The sequence below is a fragment of the Polynucleobacter asymbioticus QLW-P1DMWA-1 genome, assembly GCF_000016345.1.
GTDB lineage: Bacteria > Pseudomonadota > Gammaproteobacteria > Burkholderiales > Burkholderiaceae > Polynucleobacter > Polynucleobacter asymbioticus.
Genome location: NC_009379.1, coordinates 1,880,060 through 1,898,811, shown reverse-complemented (window position 1 = coordinate 1,898,811; position 18,752 = coordinate 1,880,060). Strand labels below are relative to the sequence as shown.

17 protein-coding genes are annotated in these 18,752 nt (G+C 43.6%); 11 read left to right on the top strand and 6 right to left on the bottom strand.

All coding sequences use genetic code 11. From position 1 onward, the window contains the following. The first annotated feature begins 129 nt into the window (after positions 1-129). Genes PNUC_RS09430 through PNUC_RS09400 form a run of 7 tightly spaced genes read left to right on the top strand, consistent with a single transcriptional unit; the run spans position 130 to position 7,604 of the window. Positions 130-1,341: a phosphoglycerate kinase gene (locus PNUC_RS09430; protein WP_011903653.1), complete on the top strand. Its 1,212-nt coding sequence runs from the start codon at positions 130-132 to the stop codon at positions 1,339-1,341. A gap of 2 nt (positions 1,342-1,343) precedes the next feature. Then, entirely contained in the window at positions 1,344-2,780 is a 1,437-nt protein-coding gene (gene pyk / locus PNUC_RS09425; protein WP_011903652.1) for a pyruvate kinase, read from the top strand. Positions 2,781-2,820: 40 nt separating this feature from the next. Then, positions 2,821-3,885, top strand: coding sequence for a class II fructose-bisphosphate aldolase (gene fba, locus PNUC_RS09420; RefSeq protein ID WP_011903651.1), 1,065 nt, complete (start codon positions 2,821-2,823; stop codon positions 3,883-3,885). 7 nt (positions 3,886-3,892) lie between these two features. Further along, the gene (locus PNUC_RS09415; RefSeq protein WP_011903650.1) at positions 3,893-4,789 is read left to right on the top strand and encodes a phosphoribosylaminoimidazolesuccinocarboxamide synthase; all 897 of its coding nucleotides are present in this window, start codon (positions 3,893-3,895) and stop codon (positions 4,787-4,789) included. 40 nt (positions 4,790-4,829) lie between these two features. Beyond that, the gene (gene purE / locus PNUC_RS09410) at positions 4,830-5,324 is read left to right on the top strand and encodes a 5-(carboxyamino)imidazole ribonucleotide mutase (RefSeq protein ID WP_011903649.1); all 495 of its coding nucleotides are present in this window, start codon (positions 4,830-4,832) and stop codon (positions 5,322-5,324) included. Between the two features lie 4 nt (positions 5,325-5,328). After that, entirely contained in the window at positions 5,329-6,513 is a 1,185-nt protein-coding gene (locus PNUC_RS09405; RefSeq protein WP_011903648.1) for a 5-(carboxyamino)imidazole ribonucleotide synthase, read from the top strand. 2 nt (positions 6,514-6,515) lie between these two features. Next, complete coding sequence (locus PNUC_RS09400) at positions 6,516-7,604, top strand: L-threonylcarbamoyladenylate synthase (RefSeq protein WP_011903647.1); 1,089 nt, start codon at positions 6,516-6,518, stop codon at positions 7,602-7,604. Here the strand turns inward: PNUC_RS09400 and dacB are convergent. Genes dacB through PNUC_RS09380 form a run of 4 tightly spaced genes read right to left on the bottom strand, consistent with a single transcriptional unit; the run spans position 7,550 to position 13,033 of the window. After that, positions 7,550-9,091: a D-alanyl-D-alanine carboxypeptidase/D-alanyl-D-alanine endopeptidase gene (dacB, locus tag PNUC_RS09395; RefSeq protein WP_011903646.1), complete on the bottom strand. Its 1,542-nt coding sequence runs from the start codon at positions 9,089-9,091 to the stop codon at positions 7,550-7,552. The two genes, PNUC_RS09400 and dacB, sit on opposite strands and share 55 nt — an antisense overlap. Before the next feature lie 48 nt (positions 9,092-9,139). Further along, a complete protein-coding gene (locus tag PNUC_RS09390; RefSeq protein WP_011903645.1) occupies positions 9,140-11,560 on the bottom strand; it encodes an ATP-binding protein in 2,421 nt (806 codons plus the stop codon). Between the two features lie 7 nt (positions 11,561-11,567). Continuing rightward, a complete protein-coding gene (locus PNUC_RS09385) occupies positions 11,568-12,191 on the bottom strand; it encodes a response regulator transcription factor (protein ID WP_011903644.1) in 624 nt (207 codons plus the stop codon). Beyond that, positions 12,191-13,033 carry a diguanylate phosphodiesterase gene (locus PNUC_RS09380; RefSeq protein ID WP_011903643.1) on the bottom strand — a complete coding sequence of 281 codons (843 nt, stop codon included), beginning with the start codon at positions 13,031-13,033 and terminating at the stop codon, positions 12,191-12,193. Before PNUC_RS09380 ends, PNUC_RS09385 begins: the two co-directional genes overlap by 1 nt. 315 nt (positions 13,034-13,348) lie before the next feature. Between PNUC_RS09380 and PNUC_RS09375 the strand changes: the two genes are divergently transcribed. The 3 genes from PNUC_RS09375 to PNUC_RS09365 all read left to right on the top strand — a co-directional run bounded on the left by PNUC_RS09375 (position 13,349) and on the right by PNUC_RS09365 (position 16,105). Continuing rightward, positions 13,349-13,639, top strand: coding sequence for a co-chaperone GroES (locus tag PNUC_RS09375; protein WP_011903642.1), 291 nt, complete (start codon positions 13,349-13,351; stop codon positions 13,637-13,639). Between the two features lie 28 nt (positions 13,640-13,667). After that, a complete protein-coding gene (groL, locus tag PNUC_RS09370) occupies positions 13,668-15,320 on the top strand; it encodes a chaperonin GroEL (RefSeq protein WP_011903641.1) in 1,653 nt (550 codons plus the stop codon). An 89-nt stretch (positions 15,321-15,409) separates the two neighbouring features. Further along, a complete protein-coding gene (locus tag PNUC_RS09365) occupies positions 15,410-16,105 on the top strand; it encodes a hypothetical protein (RefSeq protein ID WP_011903640.1) in 696 nt (231 codons plus the stop codon). Positions 16,106-16,168: 63 nt separating this feature from the next. Here the strand turns inward: PNUC_RS09365 and PNUC_RS09360 are convergent, their stop codons facing one another. Both PNUC_RS09360 and PNUC_RS09355 read right to left on the bottom strand, forming a co-directional pair. Continuing rightward, entirely contained in the window at positions 16,169-16,972 is an 804-nt protein-coding gene (locus PNUC_RS09360; RefSeq protein WP_011903639.1) for a DUF5672 family protein, read from the bottom strand. Positions 16,973-16,985: 13 nt separating this feature from the next. After that, a complete protein-coding gene (locus PNUC_RS09355) occupies positions 16,986-17,819 on the bottom strand; it encodes a glycosyltransferase family 17 protein (RefSeq protein WP_011903638.1) in 834 nt (277 codons plus the stop codon). A gap of 89 nt (positions 17,820-17,908) precedes the next feature. Here PNUC_RS09355 and PNUC_RS09350 point away from each other — a divergent pair, with 89 nt between their 5' ends. Then, positions 17,909-18,748, top strand: coding sequence for an alpha-1,2-fucosyltransferase (locus PNUC_RS09350; protein WP_011903637.1), 840 nt, complete (start codon positions 17,909-17,911; stop codon positions 18,746-18,748). Positions 18,749-18,752 lie beyond the last annotated feature (4 nt).

Sequence of the window (18,752 nt, the reverse complement as noted above, 5' to 3'; positions counted from 1 at the left end):
TTTATGCCTTTTGACTCTCAATGCGTCCAAGTTCTTATTGTAGAGCAGGCAGGGTAAGTCCTTTGGGGTCGTGGGGCTAGACGATTTAGAATGGAGTTTTCCCCTAAACCACCTTAATTAGCCAATCTCATGCCGGAATCTTTATTTAAAGTTAAGCGTTTAACCGATTTAGCCCAATCAGGCCAATTAAAAGGTAAACGAGTACTTATTCGTGCTGACCTTAATGTGCCGCAGGACGAAGCCGGAAATATCACTGAAGACACTCGTATCCGAGCTTCTATGCCTGCTGTACAGATGTGTTTGGATGCAGGGGCTGCCGTAATGGTGACATCTCATTTGGGTCGTCCAACAGAAGGGCAATTTAAACCCGAAGACAGTTTGGCTCCGGTGGCGGATCGAATTGCGGCTTTATTAAATCGCAAAGTTCCATTGATTAGTGATTGGGTTGATGGTGGTTTTGAGGTAAGCCCAGGAGAAATAGTTTTGCTGGAGAACTGCCGCTTAAATGTCGGCGAGAAAAAAAATAGCGATGAGTTAGCAAAGAAAATCGCAGCGCTGTGTGATGTCTATGTCAACGATGCATTTGGTACTGCCCATCGCGCTGAAGCAACTACTTATGGGGTTGCAAAATTTGCGCCGATTGCCTGTGCAGGCCCTTTGATGGCTGCCGAGTTAGATGCTTTAAGTCGAGCGCTCGCTAGTCCAAAGCGCCCTTTGGTGGCGATTGTTGCTGGCTCTAAAGTCTCCTCCAAGCTGACCATCCTTAAGGCTTTATCCGAAAAAGTAGATGAGCTGATTGTTGGTGGTGGTATTGCGAATACCTTCATGTTGGCTAAGGGATTACCCATTGGTAAATCACTCGCCGAGCCAGACTTAGTGGACGAAGCCAGAGAAATTATGGAGCTCATGGAAAAGCGTGGCGCCCATGTACCCATTCCAGAGGACGTTGTTGTTGCTAATGAGTTATCTCCATTGGCCCGTGCGAACCGCGTCGCTGCTGATCAGGTAGCAGAGGACGACATGATTTTAGATATTGGGCCAAAAACCGCGGCACGCTTATCCATCATGTTGGCGCATGCCGGTACGATTGTGTGGAATGGTCCCTTGGGCGTATTTGAGATTGACCAATTTGGTGGTGGAACCAAAATGTTGGCAGCCGCAATCGCACACTCACCTGCGTTCTCTATTGCTGGTGGCGGTGATACTTTGGCTGCAATCGCTAAGTACGGTATTGAAAATCAAGTAGATTACATATCAACTGGTGGAGGTGCTTTCTTGGAATTCCTTGAAGGCAAAACTTTGCCAGCCTTTGCAGTATTGGCCGAACGGGCGAAAGACTAAACATGCTAAGAGCAACCAAAATCATTGCAACCTTAGGGCCTGCCTCAGAAAAGCCTGAAGTGTTACGCGAGATGATTCGTGCGGGCGTAGATGTAGTGCGTATGAATTTTTCACATGGCACTGTAGCGGATCACAAAGCACGTCATGATTTAGTGCGCAGCATTTCTGCTGAGGTAGGTAAAGAAGTCGGAATTATGGCCGACCTACAGGGGCCAAAGATTCGAGTAGGAAAATTTGAAGACAGCAAAATCTTGCTTCAAGAAGGTGAAAAATTTATTTTAGATGTGGCATGCGAGCTCGGCAATCAAGGGCGCATAGGACTGGACTACAAAGAGTTGCCAAATGATGTGAAACCAGGTGACCGTCTTTTATTAAATGATGGCTTAGTGGTGCTGCGTGTTGAGAGCGTCAAGGGCGGTGAGATTTTCACGTTAGTAGAGCAAGGTGGTCCGCTATCCAACAATAAAGGTATTAATCGAGCTGGCGGCGGCTTAACAGCACCAGCATTAACAGAAAAAGATATTGCTGATTTGGATGCTGCGATTGCTATGGGTGTAGATTTTCTCGCTATTAGCTTCCCAAAGGATGGGGCTGATATGGCATATGCGCGTCGTTTAGCTGATGCAGCGAGTGTTAAATATGGAGTTGGCAAAGTAAGAACGATTGCCAAGGTAGAGCGTGCTGAAGCGATTGAGGCTGAAGCCTTAAAGAGCATCATCGCCGAGAGCGATGGAATTATGGTAGCTCGTGGAGATCTCGCTATCGAGGTTGGCAATGCAGCTGTGCCTGCATTGCAAAAGCGCATGATTAAGTGGGCACGCGAAGCCGATAAATTTACAATCACCGCCACTCAAATGATGGAGTCTATGATTAGTGCACCTGTGCCAACTCGTGCAGAAGTAAGTGATGTGGCAAATGCTGTATTAGATGGTACCGATGCTGTGATGTTGTCTGCTGAGTCTGCTGCAGGTTCTTACCCAGTGCAGACAATTAAAGCCATGGCAGAAATATGCATAGAGGCGGAGAAATCTGATCCAGTGAAATTGGATACAGATTTTTTAGATCAAACTTTTGCGCGTATTGACCAGACGATTGCCTTGGGCGCATTATTTACGGCTCACCATTTACACGCTAATGCCATCGCAGCATTGACGGATTCTGGATCTACTGCCGTGTGGATGAGTCGTCACAATATCCATGTTCCGATTTTTGCGCTGACTTCGAAGATCGCAACGCAGCGCGCATTGAGTACTTACCGTAATGTGACTCCAATAGGGCTTGATTACACCAAAGAGCGAGATACAGCATTGCAAGAGGTGGAAACCTGCCTAAAGAAGGCGGGCGCGGTAAAGGCTGGAGATACCGTGGTGTTGACCTCTGGAGAACCCATGGGCGAACCAGGCGGTACCAACAGTCTCAAAATTATTCATGTGAAGTAATGCATTTATTTATTCAAACACTACTAATAAAGAAAACATCATGGCTTTAGTCTCTTTACGACAACTTTTAGATCACGCCGCTGAAAATGGTTACGGCTTACCAGCGTTTAATGTGAATAATTTAGAGCAGGTTACTGCAATTATGGAAGCGGCTAATGAAGCGGATTCCCCGGTCATTATGCAAGCTTCAGCTGGCGCCAGAAAATACGCAGGCGAAGCATTTTTACGCCATTTAATTTCTGCTGCAGTTGAGGCGTACCCTCATATTCCAGTGGTAATGCATCAAGACCACGGTCAAAATCCTGCAGTATGTATGGCAGCAATTAAGAGTGGGTTTACCTCGGTCATGATGGATGGCTCACTCGAGGCCGATGGCAAAACAGTGGCTAGTTATGAATACAACGTAGATGTGTCTAAAGAGGTGGTGAAGTTTTCTCACTCTATTGGGGTTACGGTCGAAGCTGAACTAGGCGTATTGGGCTCCTTGGAAACCATGCAGGGTGATAAAGAAGACGGTCATGGTGCCGACGGAAAAATGACTCGAGAGCAATTACTAACCGATGTGGAACAGGCAGCCGATTTTGTAAAAGCAACCCAGTGCGATGCTTTGGCTATTGCAATTGGCACAAGTCATGGCGCATATAAGTTCAGTAAGAAGCCCACTGGCGATATTCTCGCAATCGATCGCATTAAAGAAATTCATGCGCGCATTCCAAATACGCACTTAGTGATGCATGGCTCCTCTAGTGTTCCTCAGGAGTTATTGGCTGAAATTCGTGAGTTTGGTGGTGATATGAAAGAAACTTATGGCGTACCAGTTGAAGAGATTCAAGAGGGAATTAAGAATGGCGTTCGCAAAATCAATATCGATACCGATATTCGTCTTGCGATGACTGGCGCCATTCGTCGCTACTTTATTGAAAATCCAAGCAAGTTTGATCCACGTGATTATTTAAAGCCAGCTCGTGAAGCTGCAAAGCAAGTGTGTATGGCCCGCTTTATTGCTTTTGGTTCTGCTGGCCAGGCCTCCAAGATAAAGCCAATTCCTCTTGAGAAGATGGCTGAGCTCTACAAGAGTGGTAAGTTAGCTCAGATCGTGAAGTGAGCTAAATATGCCTGCTTTGTATGCTACCTCTATTAAGTCGCTGCCTTTGCTCTCAAAGGGCAAAGTGCGTGATGTTTATGCACTGGGTGATGACAAGCTCTTGATGATCACTACGGATCGTTTATCTGCTTTTGATGTTGTGATGGGTGAGCCCATTCCTGAAAAAGGCATTCTTCTCAATCAAATGGCCAATTTCTGGTTTGATAAGTTAGGAAAAGTCATTCCAAATCATTTAACTGGAATCGATCCTGCGACTGTAGTGCCGGCAGATGAGGTTGAGCAAGTCAAAGGACGTGCAGTGGTTGCTAAGCGTTTAAAGCCAATTTTGGTGGAAGCAGTTGTGCGTGGCTATTTGGCCGGAAGCGGTTGGAAAGATTACAAAGAAACTGGTAAGGTCTGTGGAATCACATTACCTGCTGGCTTAGAGAATGCTCAAAAATTACCAGAACCCATTTTTACTCCAGCAGCAAAAGCCGACGTGGGCGAACACGATGAAAATATTTCTTTTGAAAAAGTCATTGAACTGATTGGCGAGAAACTTGCGAATCAAATTCGTGAGGTCAGCATTCGTCTATATAAAGAGGCTTCTGAGTATGCGGCCACAAGAGGCATCATCATTGCAGATACCAAATTTGAATTTGGCTTAGATGATGCGGGTCAACTAGTCTTAATGGATGAAATTCTGACTGCCGACTCTTCACGTTTCTGGCCTGCCGAAACTTACTATGTAGGGTCAAATCCCCCGTCCTATGACAAGCAATTTGTACGTGACTGGCTTGAGACGGCGCAGGTGAATGGAAAATTGTGGCCTAAAACAGCCCCGGCACCCCAATTACCGGCAGATGTGATTGAAAAGACGGCTCAAAAGTACCGCGAAGCCTTAGCGCGTTTAACTCAGGGATAATAGAGTCCTTAGAAGATATTTAAGGCATTCGGAGAGGTAGATGAGCAAAAAGCCATTAGTCGGAATAGTGATGGGTTCCAATTCAGATTGGGACACCATGCAGCATGCCGCTCAAATGCTAGAGCAATTTGGAATTGCTCATGAAGCAAAAGTGCTTTCTGCACATCGCATGCCTGACGATATGTTTGTATATGCAGAGCAGGCACAGGCTAATGGTTTGCAAGCCATCATTGCTGGAGCTGGTGGCGCAGCGCATCTGCCGGGGATGTTAGCCTCTAAAACGATCGTGCCAGTGTACGGTGTTCCTGTCGCAAGCAAGTACTTGCGAGGTGAAGATTCTTTGTATTCCATTGTGCAGATGCCAAAAGGTATTCCAGTTGCCACCTTTGCTATTGGTGAGGCTGGCGCAGCGAATGCAGCACTACATGTCATTGCAGGTTTAGCTTTGCATGATGCTGAATTGGCTAAACGTCTTGAAGAATTTCGTGTGAAGCAGTCAGATGCAGCACGTTCTATGAATTTGCCGGGATATTAATTACATGGCAGATCGTATGGAACCCATTTTGCCGGGTTCGTATTTAGGAATATTGGGTGGTGGTCAATTGGGAAGAATGTTCACCCAGGCTGCCCAAGCAATGGGGTACAAGGTTTGCGTTCTAGATCCTGGTCCCGATAGTCCTGCGGGCTCAATCGCAGAAAAATTTATTCAAGCGGACTATACAGATTCTGCAGCGCTTAAAGAGATGGCTGCCCTATGCGCCTCGGTGAGTACTGAGTTTGAGAATGTTCCCGCCCAAGCTTTAGATGAATTAGAGTCTTTGGGGGTATTTGTTGCTCCTAGAAGTAGCTGTGTATCTTTGGCGCAAAATCGTATTGCCGAGAAGAAATTTTTAGCTACTTGGAAGTCTGAAACCAATATTGGCCCAGCACCAAACTTTGTCATTGAGCATGACGCTGATATTACGCATGTTCCAGCCAATCTATTCCCTGGCATCTTAAAAACTGCTCGCATGGGATATGACGGCAAAGGTCAAATCACTGTTCACAGCGAAGATGAGTTGACTGTGGCATGGAATAATTTTGGGCGCGTCCCTTGTGTGCTTGAAAAGCGTATGGAATTGGATTTTGAAGTATCTGCACTAGTGGTCCGCGGCTATGATGATGCGGTTGTCGCTTATCCAGTGTCGCAAAATATTCACCGCAATGGGATTTTGCATACTTCAACAGTGCCAGCACCATCACTGAAGCCTGCACAAGAGAAAAAAATTATTGATGCTGCAAAAGCATTGATTCGTAAAATTGATTACGTTGGCGTCCTTTGCGTAGAGTTCTTTGTCTTGAAGAGTGGCGATATCGTTGCTAATGAGATTGCACCAAGACCCCATAACTCTGGGCACTACACCATGGATGCTTGTGTGAGTAGTCAGTTTGAACAGCAAGTGAGGGCCATGGCCCGCCTCCCATTGGGTGATACCCGGCAATTAGCCCCGGTATCCATGCTCAATTTGTTGGGTGATCTTTGGTTTGAAGGCAGTGAGGATTTACCGAAGGAGCCTGCATGGAATAAGGTTCTTGCTCATCCTGATGCAAAACTGCATTTGTACGGAAAGTCTGCCCCTCGCATTGGTAGAAAAATGGGTCATATTAATTGTTTGGGTGAAGCTGTAAATGAGGCTCGCAAGAACTGCGCTGCAGTCGCCGTTGAATTAGGGATCGAGCCCTAGAAATGTCTAGCGATAGTACGGCACTGCAATCTTCAGTAGTGATCAATGAAGCAGTTCAAAGCTTACGAGACGGTGGTCTAGTAGCCTTTCCAACGGAAACAGTTTACGGCCTAGGCGCTGATGCTAAAAATCCTGAAGCTATCAAAAAGATCTTTAGTACCAAGGGTCGCCCCTCCAATCATCCCTTAATAGTGCATTTAGCAGCGCCCGATAGGTTTGATCAGGCACAAGTGGATTGGGTTCCAGTTTTGGCGCCATGGGTTCGGGATTTGTCTGAGGACGCATTAAAACTCATTAATGCATTTTGGCCAGGCCCCCTAACCCTGGTCTTTAAAAAAGATAAAAGCGTATTAAATGAATTAACTGGGGGCCAAGATACCGTAGCCATTCGTGCTCCTGCACACCCCATCGCGCAAGAACTATTGCGTAAATTTAAAGGTGGTGTGGTTGCGCCTTCTGCAAACCGATTTGGAAAAGTATCACCCACTAGTGCGGCAGATGTAAGGCATGAGTTTGAAGGTGTGTTGGATTTAATGGTGTTAGATGGTGGTGATTGTGAAGTCGGTATTGAGTCGACCATCATTGACCTATCTTCTGGAGATAGAGCGATCCTATTGAGGCCTGGCGTTATTACGCCTAGTGTGATTTTGGCGAAGACGGGAATTCGGGTTTATCAGCCGGGCGAGGTATTTAGCGAAACTGAGCTCTTGCCTAAGGTGTCTGGCAGCTTAAAAGCGCATTACGCTCCAACAACCCCTTTACGTCTGTATGCATCAGGACGCGTTTTAGATGCTTTAAGTGAATTTCCAGACACCAAATCACGTGTTGCAGTTGCAGTCTGGGATTCTGAATCGTCCTTAAGTCATGATGGGTATCCATTAGTACACTTTGAAGAGGTTGTTATCCCGAGTGATAGCGCTACATTTGCGAGCCGCTTGTATCGATCGCTGCGAGACTTAGACCAGCAGGATTGGGATTTAATTTTATTTCCTGAACCACCAGTTGGCGAGGAGTGGGACGGCGTTCGAGATCGACTTCAGCGTGCTTGTTTTGGTTCTGGACCGTCTTCAAGCAACCACGTAAGTAATTGATCATGAGCCTCTAAGCCTTTCCAGGCGTTGGGATGATTTATGAAGGAAGTTACTGCATACAATTTTCCAGATTTACTCATCACATAACCAGCAATCGCACGTACATCGGCAAGCGATCCAGTTTTAATTCGTGCCTCTGGTTTTTTCTTTAAATGCAAAAACTTGCGCAGTTGAGTCATCAACCGATTTCTCATAGTGCCGTCAGTGCCAGCGATGGGTAGACTGTTATAAAAGATGTCGCTAATTGGAAGATTACGTGCTGTCAGTAGTAGTTGATTCATTTGATTGGCGGAAATGGCTTCATTGCGTGAAAGGCCAGAGCCATTTTCAATCACTAGCCCAGAAAAGTTCATGCTATTTTGTTTGAGCCAGCTCTGAATCACTAGATCACCGTTAGCGGTCGTAGCTGGCTTCCCCATTTTTTCTAAAGCGAGTGTAAGTAACAGTTGACGTGCCATCACATTATTTGAATACTTATTAATATCCTGGACATCATCTCCCAAATTGATACCCTCGAACTGCAATAGAAGTCTTGCGGCGAGTGGAACGTTTCCACTTTTTCCAGTGGGTGCTTGAGCCCAGGCGCCCCCAGCTAATTCCCAGGCCGCAGCAAAGCCTTGCGTCAAGAAGGTGTTCGCATCCAGTGCAACTACGTTGTAGTTAACCCCTTTGCAGGAACTTGGAAATGTGCCAGAAAACTGCGCAGTAATCGCTTGATCGGTATTGCTACTATTTTCTGGATCTAAATTGAAACGAATATTGCTTTTCCAATTATCACAAGGCTTATCTACCAATTGCATTTGGTTAACCACTTTTAATTGGGAGAGCGCAGGCGAATAACTCAAATCAATAAAGTCAGCGGTACGTGATTTACCAAGCTGAAAGGACAAGGTTCTAAAGGCATAGAGCAAGGGGTCAGGAGATACGTTATAGGCCCGTAAAGATTCGCCATCGATAGTATTGGTTTCCATCACACTTGGAGCATAGGCACTGCGGTCAAAAAATAAATTCCCATCAATTTTTTGAATGCCTAAGCCCTGGAGATCTTTCATGAGTTTGGCTAGTTCTTCTGGAACCAGCTTAGGATCACCAGTGCCTTGAAGATAGATATTTCCCTTGAGCGTGCCTTGGTGGATAACTCCATCCGTATAGACATTGGTGCGCCAACGATATTGAGGGCCTAGAATATCCAAGCTAGAAAGGGTAGTTAGAACCTTCATAGTTGAGGCGGGGTTCATGGCCTCATTAGCGTGCCAATTGAGTAAAGTTTTAGCAACCTGCTTACCTGGGCGGCCAGGCTCTATCTCTATGACTGAAATACTAACGGCATCCAAGGGGATTTGATTGCGCTCAAGGCTATTGGTAATTCCCTTGGGAATGGGGAATGGGTTTGATCCCTCGGCGAAACACGAGAGAGGAATGATTAAGGCGGCAATCCAAAAGATGGCAAGCAGCGGGTTTGTAGTTGGGGTAATTGGCTTACTCATCCCTATAGAATAAACCGTCAAATTGAGAAGTCGAAACTTCTTTAGGAATTACCCATTGGCGTACCTATTTTGATAGCTTTCAATTATTTGATTTTCTCTCTCCAAAATATCAATAAAGGTATTTATTCTTGTCGATAAATCACCACCATTTTTTTCTATAGATTCACAGCTTGCGATAAAACTCCGAGCCTGAAGTAACTGGGCGCCCCCATTTACTTTATGAATAAGGCTAGCAAGAACTGCTTCATCAACTACTCCCATTTTTAGGGTTTCAATGGTAGCTTGGTGTACTTTTTTAATTTCTTCCAAAATGAATGTAACCTGTTTTGGATTGCTTGTTAGTAGATTAGAAAAAGCTTCAAAAGAATACTCAGTCACACACTCTTTCTTTTTTTCATCCATCTCTTGCAACTGGAAATAGCGCGTTAGTTCATTCTCGAGACTAAGCAAGCTGATTGGTTTGATAAGAACTCCATTCATCCCAGCTGCTAAAAATTGGTTTCGGGAATCAAGGGCGTAAATATCGGCGGTTATGCCAATGATGATGAGGTCTTGATACCCTTGCGAGCGAATATGTTTGGCCAACTCAGAACCTTGCATCCCAGGAATGGATTGGTCGGTTAATAACAGATCAAAGTGATTCTCTGAAAGCCTTTCTAGTGCAGTCATGGCGTTATCGCAAACCTTAACCTCAATACCTAAAGCCTGCAATTGCAGGGAGATAATTTGACGGCTTGCAGCATGATCCTCCACTACTAAGGCATGAAGAGAGCATCCTTTTCCAGCATCCCTGGGCGCTAGTTTTCTGATCAGTCTTTTGTTTTTGTCCTTAAAGGAGTTTTGGGGTACGGCAATACTAGTGCGAGGAAATGCCACACAGAAATGAATATTGCTCCCAAACCCAGGAGCGCTTTCAAAATACAGCTGGCTATTCATTGAGCTTACTAAATGATTGGTAATAGTTAATCCAAGACCAGTACCATTTTGCTGCTCGCTATTGCCTGGTACTTGTTCAAACGCCTGAAGAGCAAGTTCTATCTCCTCAGAATCCATACCTACCCCAGTATCAATGATCCTAAATTCAATTAACTGGCCGGCATGATCATCTGCCAAGACGCTAATGGAGAAATAGATTTCTCCATGCTTAGTAAATTTAATGGCGTTACTAATCAAATTTTGCAGAATTTGCCGCAGTCTGAGGGCATCCATCATGAGCACTTCAGCAATCGCTGCATCTTTCGATGTGATCAAGACGAGATCATGCTTCATTGCGACTGCCGAATACCCTGCATGAATATCATCAACAATGTTGTTGAGACAGCAAGGCTCTAGATTTAGTGTCAGTTTCCCTGCTTCTATTTTTGAGAGATCAAGTACTTGATTGAGTATTCCCAAAAGCGATTCAGCAGAGGCATGTGCGCTTTTGAGTAATCTCTTTTCTCGATTAGGGAATTGCGGGCTATTCAAGAGGAGTTCTTGTACGCCTAGGATGGCATTCATGGGGGTGCGTATCTCATGGCTCATTGTTGCCAAAAAGGCTGATTTAGCTGCATTGGCTTTTTCAGCAGCCTCTTTCGAAGAGCTCAAGAGACGAGCCCTCTGTTCCTGAATAGCTTGCCTTTTACGCATGTGCAAAAGTAAAAAGGATCCCCCCAGAAATAAGCCAAAGCTGGAGACCCATGGAAGAAATCTCCAATGGGTTTTAACGGGCTCCGTAGCTTCAAAACCAATTGCAAAAAGTTGTCTAGACTCAATGGGGTCTAAGTTATTTATAAACTCATTCAATATTCTGTGAAAGGGCTCATCAGTGTTGCCAATAAGCCATCGGTATTCAAAAGGTTCTCTACTGAACATTCCATCAACTAGGATGTCTGAATTGCCTAGTTGCTTGATGGCGTAATGGGCTAATCGCATGGGAAGCACTAATGCTTCGACTTCATTTTTGAGAAGTTGAAAAATTAAATTGTCTATATTTACTGAAGTACTTTTTTGGGAGTTGCTAATTGAGGGTGGATTCTCATAGCCACGATCAAAATAGGCAATATTGATGGGTGTGATGACCTTATTTTGGTTGGACCGTTTAGTCAAAATAACATCATGACCCCAAAAGATGGTCTCTGATAAGGTTCCAAATGAGTGATCTCCATTTAAGTGTGGAGGATCAATAATGAAATCAACATCCCCTTTGGCTAATTGATGCAAGCCCTCTGAGTCAGTCTTACGCCAGATTGGTATAAATTCTTGATTGGTAAATTGACTCAGTTTTTTTATCAGAGCATGAAATACACCTGACTCACCAGAATTTGTATTGGTTTCAAGGTAAGAGGTATATTTTTCATGAATACTAAAGCGTACAACAGGGTGTGCATCGATCCATGCTTGCTCCTCGGGACTTAAAGATTGTGCGAGAACTGTTCCACTTAATAACAAGCCAATCAGAAAACCTCCATAAACTATGAATCGATGCATCCCGGGATTAACTTTCGATAATGTTATTTATTCTGCAGAACAGAATTAAATCAGCAATATTATTAATGCCAAGCTTGTCAAAGACCCTTGTTTTATATGTAGCAACCGTTTTATTGCTGATATGCAACAGATCTGAAATTTGCTGATTGGTATTGCCTTTGCCAAGATATTTCATGACTTGTAGCTCTCGGTCTGAGATTAAGGCTAGCTTATCGTTATCTGTTAGCGAGCTGTTGCCATTTTTGCCATGGGTAAAAAAGTTATAACCTTGAGAAATGGCTACGCAGGCTGCCAAGATAACGTCAGCCCCGGCAGTTTTATTTACGAAGCCATGGGCGCCTAGTGAACGAACTCTTCCGCCATAGACGGCCTCATCTAAGCTGGATAAAACAAGCATGCGAATATCTGGATACATCAATCCAATGCGACGAATAACATCAAACCCATCAGTCTTGGGCATATCTAAATCTAAAATGACCATATTTGGATTTACTTCTTTGATGGATCTAAGGCATTCTTCGCCGTTCTGGGCTTGCCCCGCTATTTCAAATAACAACTGGTCTTGCAACATACTTTTGAGTGCCATCAGCATTGCTGGATGGTCATCTACCAACATCACGCGTTTTCTCATTACTTGTCTCCGTTTTGGTTTTGGTGTGGATGAGGGTGCAGCGAAAAAATGGCTTTAGCAAGTCGGCTATCGTTGACCTTTAGTACTTGATGTCGACTGATAGGCGGCATCATTAATCCGCCATAGCAATAATCAAATTGCAAGGTAGCGGCGTTTTCTAAATCTTTAACAAGAGAAATATTGCTCGCATATATTTTTGTTAGTAAATGAGATGAATTTTTGATTTGTGTAATGAGTTCAATTGAAGGCAGATCAGTGCGCAAAGAGCCCATATCTATATGAACACCTTCTAGTTGCATTTCCTCAATCCAATGCAATTGCTCTACCGTTCCTTTAAAATTTAAAAGGTGAAGTAATACACCGAGACGTCTCAAACGTAATAAACCTTCTTTGCATGCCTTTGCTTCATCGGTATTTGGAATGGATGGAATCCCTAGTGCAACCAGACCTACTGGTAGTCGAGAATTCAAAATTAAATCACTCAGTGCATCTATATATTCGCTAGAGGAAATCGCGTGAATCGGGATGGTCAAAATACCGGGTATTAAGCGCCCCGCACGATACCAATAGGCAATCGTATCGAGACCCTCCATAAATAAACGCAGTAATTGCATATCGGAGCTATCAAGAAGCGGCCTAAAAAATGATCCAGTCAGTTTTGTTCCCCCGCAGTTAAAAATAGGTTCATGGCTGATTGCTTGTCGTTTCGACCAGGATTGATGTTCTTCAAGTGCTTGGCTGCTCAAGCCAAGCCAAGGCGCGCCACAGGCGTCGCGTACTTCTTGGAAGGGTTTGTCCTTCCATGCCTTTACAAGCGTGTACAGCCGGGATTTCGGGCTCATCAGCATTCTCCAATCGGTGACTGTCCAGTCTAGGCAGGACGGAATGGAGTAGTAAGGGCTTAAAGCTTATTTATCTGTAGGAAGCCTCCTACGAACTGCTATCTAGTATAGGTAGGGGCTAAATCCTTAAAGAATTTATGGGGATCTGCTCTTGAAATCCAGGGAATCAGACCTATATAATCAGCACTCCCTACATGCGAGTGCTAAAGCAGGAATTTATTACCAAATTTCGCTTACATTCCTTGTACTGAGATTGTAAAGCATTGATTTATATAGTTTTTTAAATAGTTAACACTTACTAACATAGGAGAAGAGATGAATTTGCGTCCCTTACATGATCGCGTAATCATCAAGCGTTTAGATCAAGAATCAAAAACTGCTTCTGGAATCATCATTCCTGATGCTGCTGCAGAAAAGCCTGATCAAGGTGAAATATTGGCAGTAGGTCCTGGAAAACGAGATGAAGCCGGTAAGTTGAACCCACTCGACGTCAAAGTAGGCGATCGCGTGTTGTTTGGCAAATATGCTGGTCAAACCGTTAAGGTCGACGGCGACGAACTCATCGTGATGCGTGAAGACGACATCATGGCTGTTGTACAGAAGTAATTTCGGTATTTAAGAGAGGAATTTAATCATGGCAGCAAAAGACGTTGTATTTGGAGATAGCGCTCGCACCAAGATGGTGGAAGGCGTAAACATTCTTGCTAATGCAGTTAAAACAACTTTAGGACCAAAAGGTCGCAATGTTGTGATCGAGCGTTCATTCGGCGGCCCTACCATCACTAAAGACGGTGTGTCCGTTGCAAAAGAAATCGAACTTAAAGACAAGCTGCAAAACATGGGCGCGCAGATGGTTAAGGAAGTTGCTTCCAAAACTGCTGACATCGCTGGCGACGGCACAACTACCGCTACGGTTTTGGCTCAGTCTATCGTTCGTGAAGGCATGAAGTATGTAGTTTCAGGCCATAACCCAATGGACTTGAAGCGTGGTATCGATAAAGCTGTTACAGCTGCAATCGCAGAGCTCGCAAAAATTAGCAAGCCTTGCACGACCACTAAAGAAATTGCTCAGGTAGGTTCTATCTCTGCAAACAGCGATCATAGTATTGGTCAGCGCATTGCAGAAGCAATGGAAAAAGTAGGTAAAGAAGGCGTTATCACTGTTGAAGATGGTAAGTCTTTAGAGGACGAGCTCGAAGTCGTTGAAGGTATGCAGTTTGATCGTGGCTACCTTTCTCCATACTTCATCAATCAACCAGAAAAGCAAGTTGCTGTATTGGAAAGCCCATACGTTCTCTTGTTTGATAAGAAGATTGCTAACATCCGTGATTTGTTACCAGTACTCGAGCAAGTAGCAAAGTCTGGCCGTCCTTTGTTGATCATTGCTGAAGATGTTGAAGGCGAAGCCTTAGCAACTTTGGTTGTAAACAACATTCGCGGCATTATCAAGACTTGTGCTGTTAAGGCTCCAGGATTTGGTGATCGTCGTAAAGCCATGTTGGAAGACATCGCTATCTTGACTGGCGGAACTGTTATCGCTGAAGAAATCGGCCTGACACTCGAGAAAGCAACTCTTGAGCACTTGGGTCAAGCAAAGCGTATCGAAGTAGGCAAAGAAAATACCATCATCATTGATGGTGCTGGCGATGCTAAAGCGATTGAAGCTCGCGTGAAGAACATTCGTGTTCAGATCGAAGAAGCGACTAGCGATTACGACAAGGAAAAATTGCAAGAGCGTGTAGCTAAATTAGCTGGCGGTGTTGCGGTGATTCGTGTTGGCGCTGCTACTGAAGTTGAAATGAAAGAGAAGAAAGCTCGCGTTGATGATGCATTGCATGCAACTCGTGCTGCCGTGGAAGAAGGTATTGTTCCTGGCGGTGGCGTAGCATTGATTCGTGCTATGCAAGGTATCAAGGGATTGAAAGGCGATAACGCTGATCAAGACGCTGGTATCAGCATCGTATTGCGCGCTATGCAAGAGCCATTACGTACTATCGTTAGCAACGCCGGTGAAGATGCTGGTGTAGTTGTTAATGCGGTACAAGCAAGCACAGGCAATAACGGTTACAACGCTGCTACTGGTGAGTATGGCGACTTGGTTGCTCAAGGTGTTATTGATCCTACTAAGGTAACAAAAACTGCATTGGTAAATGCTGCTTCTGTTGCTGGCCTCTTGTTGACTACTGACTGCGCAATCTCCGAGGCACCAAAAGATGAGTCTGGTGCTGGTGGAATGCCTGATATGGGTGGTATGGGCGGTATGGGTGGTATGGGCGGCATGATGTAATAGCTGTACATTTCCTCAGTCGCTTGACTGTAGAAACTAAAACGCCTGGTTCAAAAGACCAGGCGTTTTTTATTTGGTAAAGTAGAAAAATGACCAAACTATATAAATTAATTCCAAGCTTGTTGATCCTGATTGCAGAGTTAGCAAACTCGCAACCTATTTTCGAAAAAAGCGTATCCAATTTGCGCGATCAACGCTATTGCGAAATCCTTTACGGTAAACGCCATTGGCTAAATTTAGAAGTGAAAGTATTCAATACCCAGGGGCTAAATTTATGTCCTGAGGATCAATGGAAAACCATCACGAAGGAAGAGGTTGCCAAAAAGTATGATGCTTCTTTTGTAGATCTAAATGGCCCACGTTATTGGATGATGGATGAGATTCAGGCGGCTGGTGCCACCGCGAACAATGTCAAAGAATCTTTTGGTGGTATTGAAATGAACTTAAGAGCAACGGTTGATATAGGGCTCTTAAAGCAAATTTTGGGTAGCAAATCATACTCTCCCAATCAAATCAACCGTACAACAAATTTTATCTATAAAGCCGGTAGCCCTATATATGAGTTAGTTGCTCCGGATGGTCAGGTTTATGTGATGCAGTCCTATTCCCAAATTGTTAATCCTAATTTGACCATGAAGGATCTTCCTAATTTAGCAAAGGAACTCAAGTTACCTACAGGATGGGTGTATCGAAGTACTTTGCTAGAGAAGGACCTGTCATTAGTAGCTAACGGCATTGCTTATGTTCTACAAGATAATCTTGCCAATAGCTATCAAAGGCGATAGGTAAAAAATAAAATAAAAAAATGCCCGGTTCGAAAGACTGGGCATTTTTTATTACTGGTAGGTTTAGGCTATATATCGAATGTTGTAGTGGAGCTCTGAAGATAGGTAATTTAACAATTCCTCCTCCCTATGTATGCTTTGCAGTTGATCTTTTGGGATGGTGATTTGAATGGTATTTTCTTCAATAAGCTTACGGGTTTGTCCATGCACCGCTAAGAGGCTAAGTAAATCAATATCGTCATGGAATATTGGTCCCAAATACTCAACAGAGAATTGTTTTGCTAGGTTATTTGGGGCAAATTTGATTCCCAGTTCTTCTAATTGAGGTCTGTAAATACCAGTAAGTTGTACATCTTCATTCTGTAGGATCTGTTCTTCAGAAAAATAGTAGAGTGCGCCATGACAGCTGGGCGCTTTTAAGAATTTCTTGCTACGTAAACTTAAGCCACCATTCTGAATCACTAGTGGAGTTGGATTGGAGGTACCAACCCATTGATAGGCTGGAACGAGCTCGCTGCCAACAAATGCTGCATGGCATGGCCCACCTATATAGTCATAATCAAAATACTCCTTTTTCCAACTTTTTCCATTGATAACCCAGCCGTCGTCCTGAACAATTAAGCAAAATTCAGTTTGAATAAAATTGTGTAACGAGAACATCACAAACAGACTGTATTGGCGATAGTCTAAGGGCAGTATTTCAGTCCAATCTATTTGAGGTGGAAGATTTTGTGGTTTCTGGGTAGACAGAAGGAGGCCCTTGCTACCTGGAAGCTCTTTCATTGATCTTAAGATGGCTGGGATGGCAGATGCCCCATCATTGTGACCAAAAATAGACGTAACTGTGATTGATGTGTAGTCAGGCATGAAATGAAATAAATTAAACCAAACTTTTTTTGATTAAATGCGGAAATTTTTCCATTTCAGCCTTGATATCAGGAGGGTAGTAGCCAAGCGGGTGAAAGGCCCACTCATGATCTGGTCTGCCGAGGTGGTCTATTCCAAGGTTGATGCAGTTTTCTAGATGCTTTAAGTTGTTAATTTCTGCTGTGTTGGTTTCTTGATGTGCAAAAGCATGAATCTTTTCAGATATTTTTTGGGCGCCTCCTAAGTAGGAGAAATGCCAGCCAACACCAGCAACAATTGGAAGCTGCTCACCGACTCTAATTTGGGAGATATTTTGCTTTGTTTTTAAATAAGACGCTTTTGCACAAAATGCATGAATCCATTTGGAGTTGCTTTGACTAATACCTACGCAATTTAAATAATAGTGATGAAATTGCATTTCCATTCTAGCGGCATCTAGCTCATATTGCCCAGATCTAATAAAGTCTGCAAAGGTAGGATTCCATATTTCATCAACGTCGCAGACCATAACCATGTCTTCAGAATTGAGATTTCTTATATAGCTGCCAAGATAGTTTCTTTGCCCCGTCTCGATTTGCCAAGAAGCGGAAGATGGGTTGTAGGCCTCATCTTTTTTGGTGAAATCAAGGTGACTTACATCTGGCTCATACTGAAGAAACGTAATTTTATCTAACCATGGCAAAAATTCACTTTGACGGTCTAGAAAATTGTATTTCTTTGTTTGCCCACTATGAGTAATGTTAGATTCGCATATTACAAACTGGTCTACTTTCTCATAAAGAAGACCCAGTCGAATCTTTAACGTATCAATTTCATTGAAAAATATAAATGCGTCTATTATTTTCATATGAGTTTAATGGGTTTCATAAATCACGGTGCTTTGAAAGTAAATGATAAGCTATCAGGGATTATAAGTTGAGTTAGGAATGCTTTGTAATGATTAGCGTAGAAATGATAGGCCGCCTTGGAAATCATATGTGGCAATATGCCGTATGCCGTACGTTGGCAGAGAGAAATGGCTACGAGTTCCATGTCCCTAGATCTTTTTTGGGCGCAGAATTATTTGACTGCTCCCTTGGTGTTGAGGTTGATCAAACAAAGATGCAATATACAGATAGCTATATGCATAATAGTTTTATGGCGCAGTTTTACAACCCCAATATTATTCACTTACAAGATTTCACAAAACTAGTTGGATTCTTTCAGTCAGAAAGATATATTCTTGAAAATAAAAAAAATATCCAAGAATGGTTTGAGCTAAAAAATCCTAATCTTGAGCTAATTGACAAGTTAAATCTTACAGATGAGGTATGTATCATTAACTTTAGGGGCGGGGACTACAAAGATATTCCGGATGTCTATTTAAGCTCTGATTACTGGAATAATTCAGTTGAGCAAATGAAAAAGCTCCATGACAATTTAAAATTTATCGTTATTACTGATGATGTTGATGCCGCGGAAAAATTATTCCCCGATTTCCCCGCATATCACTTTAGCGTTGCTGAAGACTTTCTAGTAATTACCCATGCGAAATACTTAATCATTGCTAACTCTACCTTTTCTTGGTGGGGGGCTTGGTTAAATAAATTTTGCAAAACGGTGATTGCCCCTAAGTTTTGGATGAGGCATAACCAAAGCAATGGGTGGTGGGCGCCCGGCGAGAGTATTACTAAAGGATTTTTGTATATGGGCAAGGATGGAAAGTTGTATTCCTCAAGCGAGTGTATTGATGAAGTCAATGCGCTTGGCCTTAGTTATTCAAAATTCCCTTATTAAATCC

Excerpts from the sequence above, each read along its gene's own strand:
- groL (WP_011903641.1), top strand. The coding sequence starts at position 13,668 with ATGGCAGCAAAAGACGTTGTATTTGGAGATAGCGCTCGCACCAAGATG.
- PNUC_RS09350 (WP_011903637.1), top strand. The coding sequence starts at position 17,909 with ATGATTAGCGTAGAAATGATAGGCCGCCTTGGAAATCATATGTGGCAA.
- dacB (WP_011903646.1), bottom strand. The coding sequence starts at position 9,091 with ATGAGTAAGCCAATTACCCCAACTACAAACCCGCTGCTTGCCATCTTT.
- PNUC_RS09375 (WP_011903642.1), top strand. The coding sequence starts at position 13,349 with ATGAATTTGCGTCCCTTACATGATCGCGTAATCATCAAGCGTTTAGAT.
- PNUC_RS09430 (WP_011903653.1), top strand. The coding sequence starts at position 130 with ATGCCGGAATCTTTATTTAAAGTTAAGCGTTTAACCGATTTAGCCCAA.
- PNUC_RS09355 (WP_011903638.1), bottom strand. The coding sequence starts at position 17,819 with ATGAAAATAATAGACGCATTTATATTTTTCAATGAAATTGATACGTTA.
- PNUC_RS09390 (WP_011903645.1), bottom strand. The coding sequence starts at position 11,560 with ATGCATCGATTCATAGTTTATGGAGGTTTTCTGATTGGCTTGTTATTA.
- PNUC_RS09400 (WP_011903647.1), top strand. The coding sequence starts at position 6,516 with ATGTCTAGCGATAGTACGGCACTGCAATCTTCAGTAGTGATCAATGAA.
- pyk (WP_011903652.1), top strand. The coding sequence starts at position 1,344 with ATGCTAAGAGCAACCAAAATCATTGCAACCTTAGGGCCTGCCTCAGAA.
- PNUC_RS09365 (WP_011903640.1), top strand. The coding sequence starts at position 15,410 with ATGACCAAACTATATAAATTAATTCCAAGCTTGTTGATCCTGATTGCA.
- PNUC_RS09385 (WP_011903644.1), bottom strand. The coding sequence starts at position 12,191 with ATGAGAAAACGCGTGATGTTGGTAGATGACCATCCAGCAATGCTGATG.
- PNUC_RS09405 (WP_011903648.1), top strand. The coding sequence starts at position 5,329 with ATGGCAGATCGTATGGAACCCATTTTGCCGGGTTCGTATTTAGGAATA.
- purE (WP_011903649.1), top strand. The coding sequence starts at position 4,830 with ATGAGCAAAAAGCCATTAGTCGGAATAGTGATGGGTTCCAATTCAGAT.
- PNUC_RS09380 (WP_011903643.1), bottom strand. The coding sequence starts at position 13,033 with ATGAGCCCGAAATCCCGGCTGTACACGCTTGTAAAGGCATGGAAGGAC.
- PNUC_RS09360 (WP_011903639.1), bottom strand. The coding sequence starts at position 16,972 with ATGCCTGACTACACATCAATCACAGTTACGTCTATTTTTGGTCACAAT.
- PNUC_RS09415 (WP_011903650.1), top strand. The coding sequence starts at position 3,893 with ATGCCTGCTTTGTATGCTACCTCTATTAAGTCGCTGCCTTTGCTCTCA.
- fba (WP_011903651.1), top strand. The coding sequence starts at position 2,821 with ATGGCTTTAGTCTCTTTACGACAACTTTTAGATCACGCCGCTGAAAAT.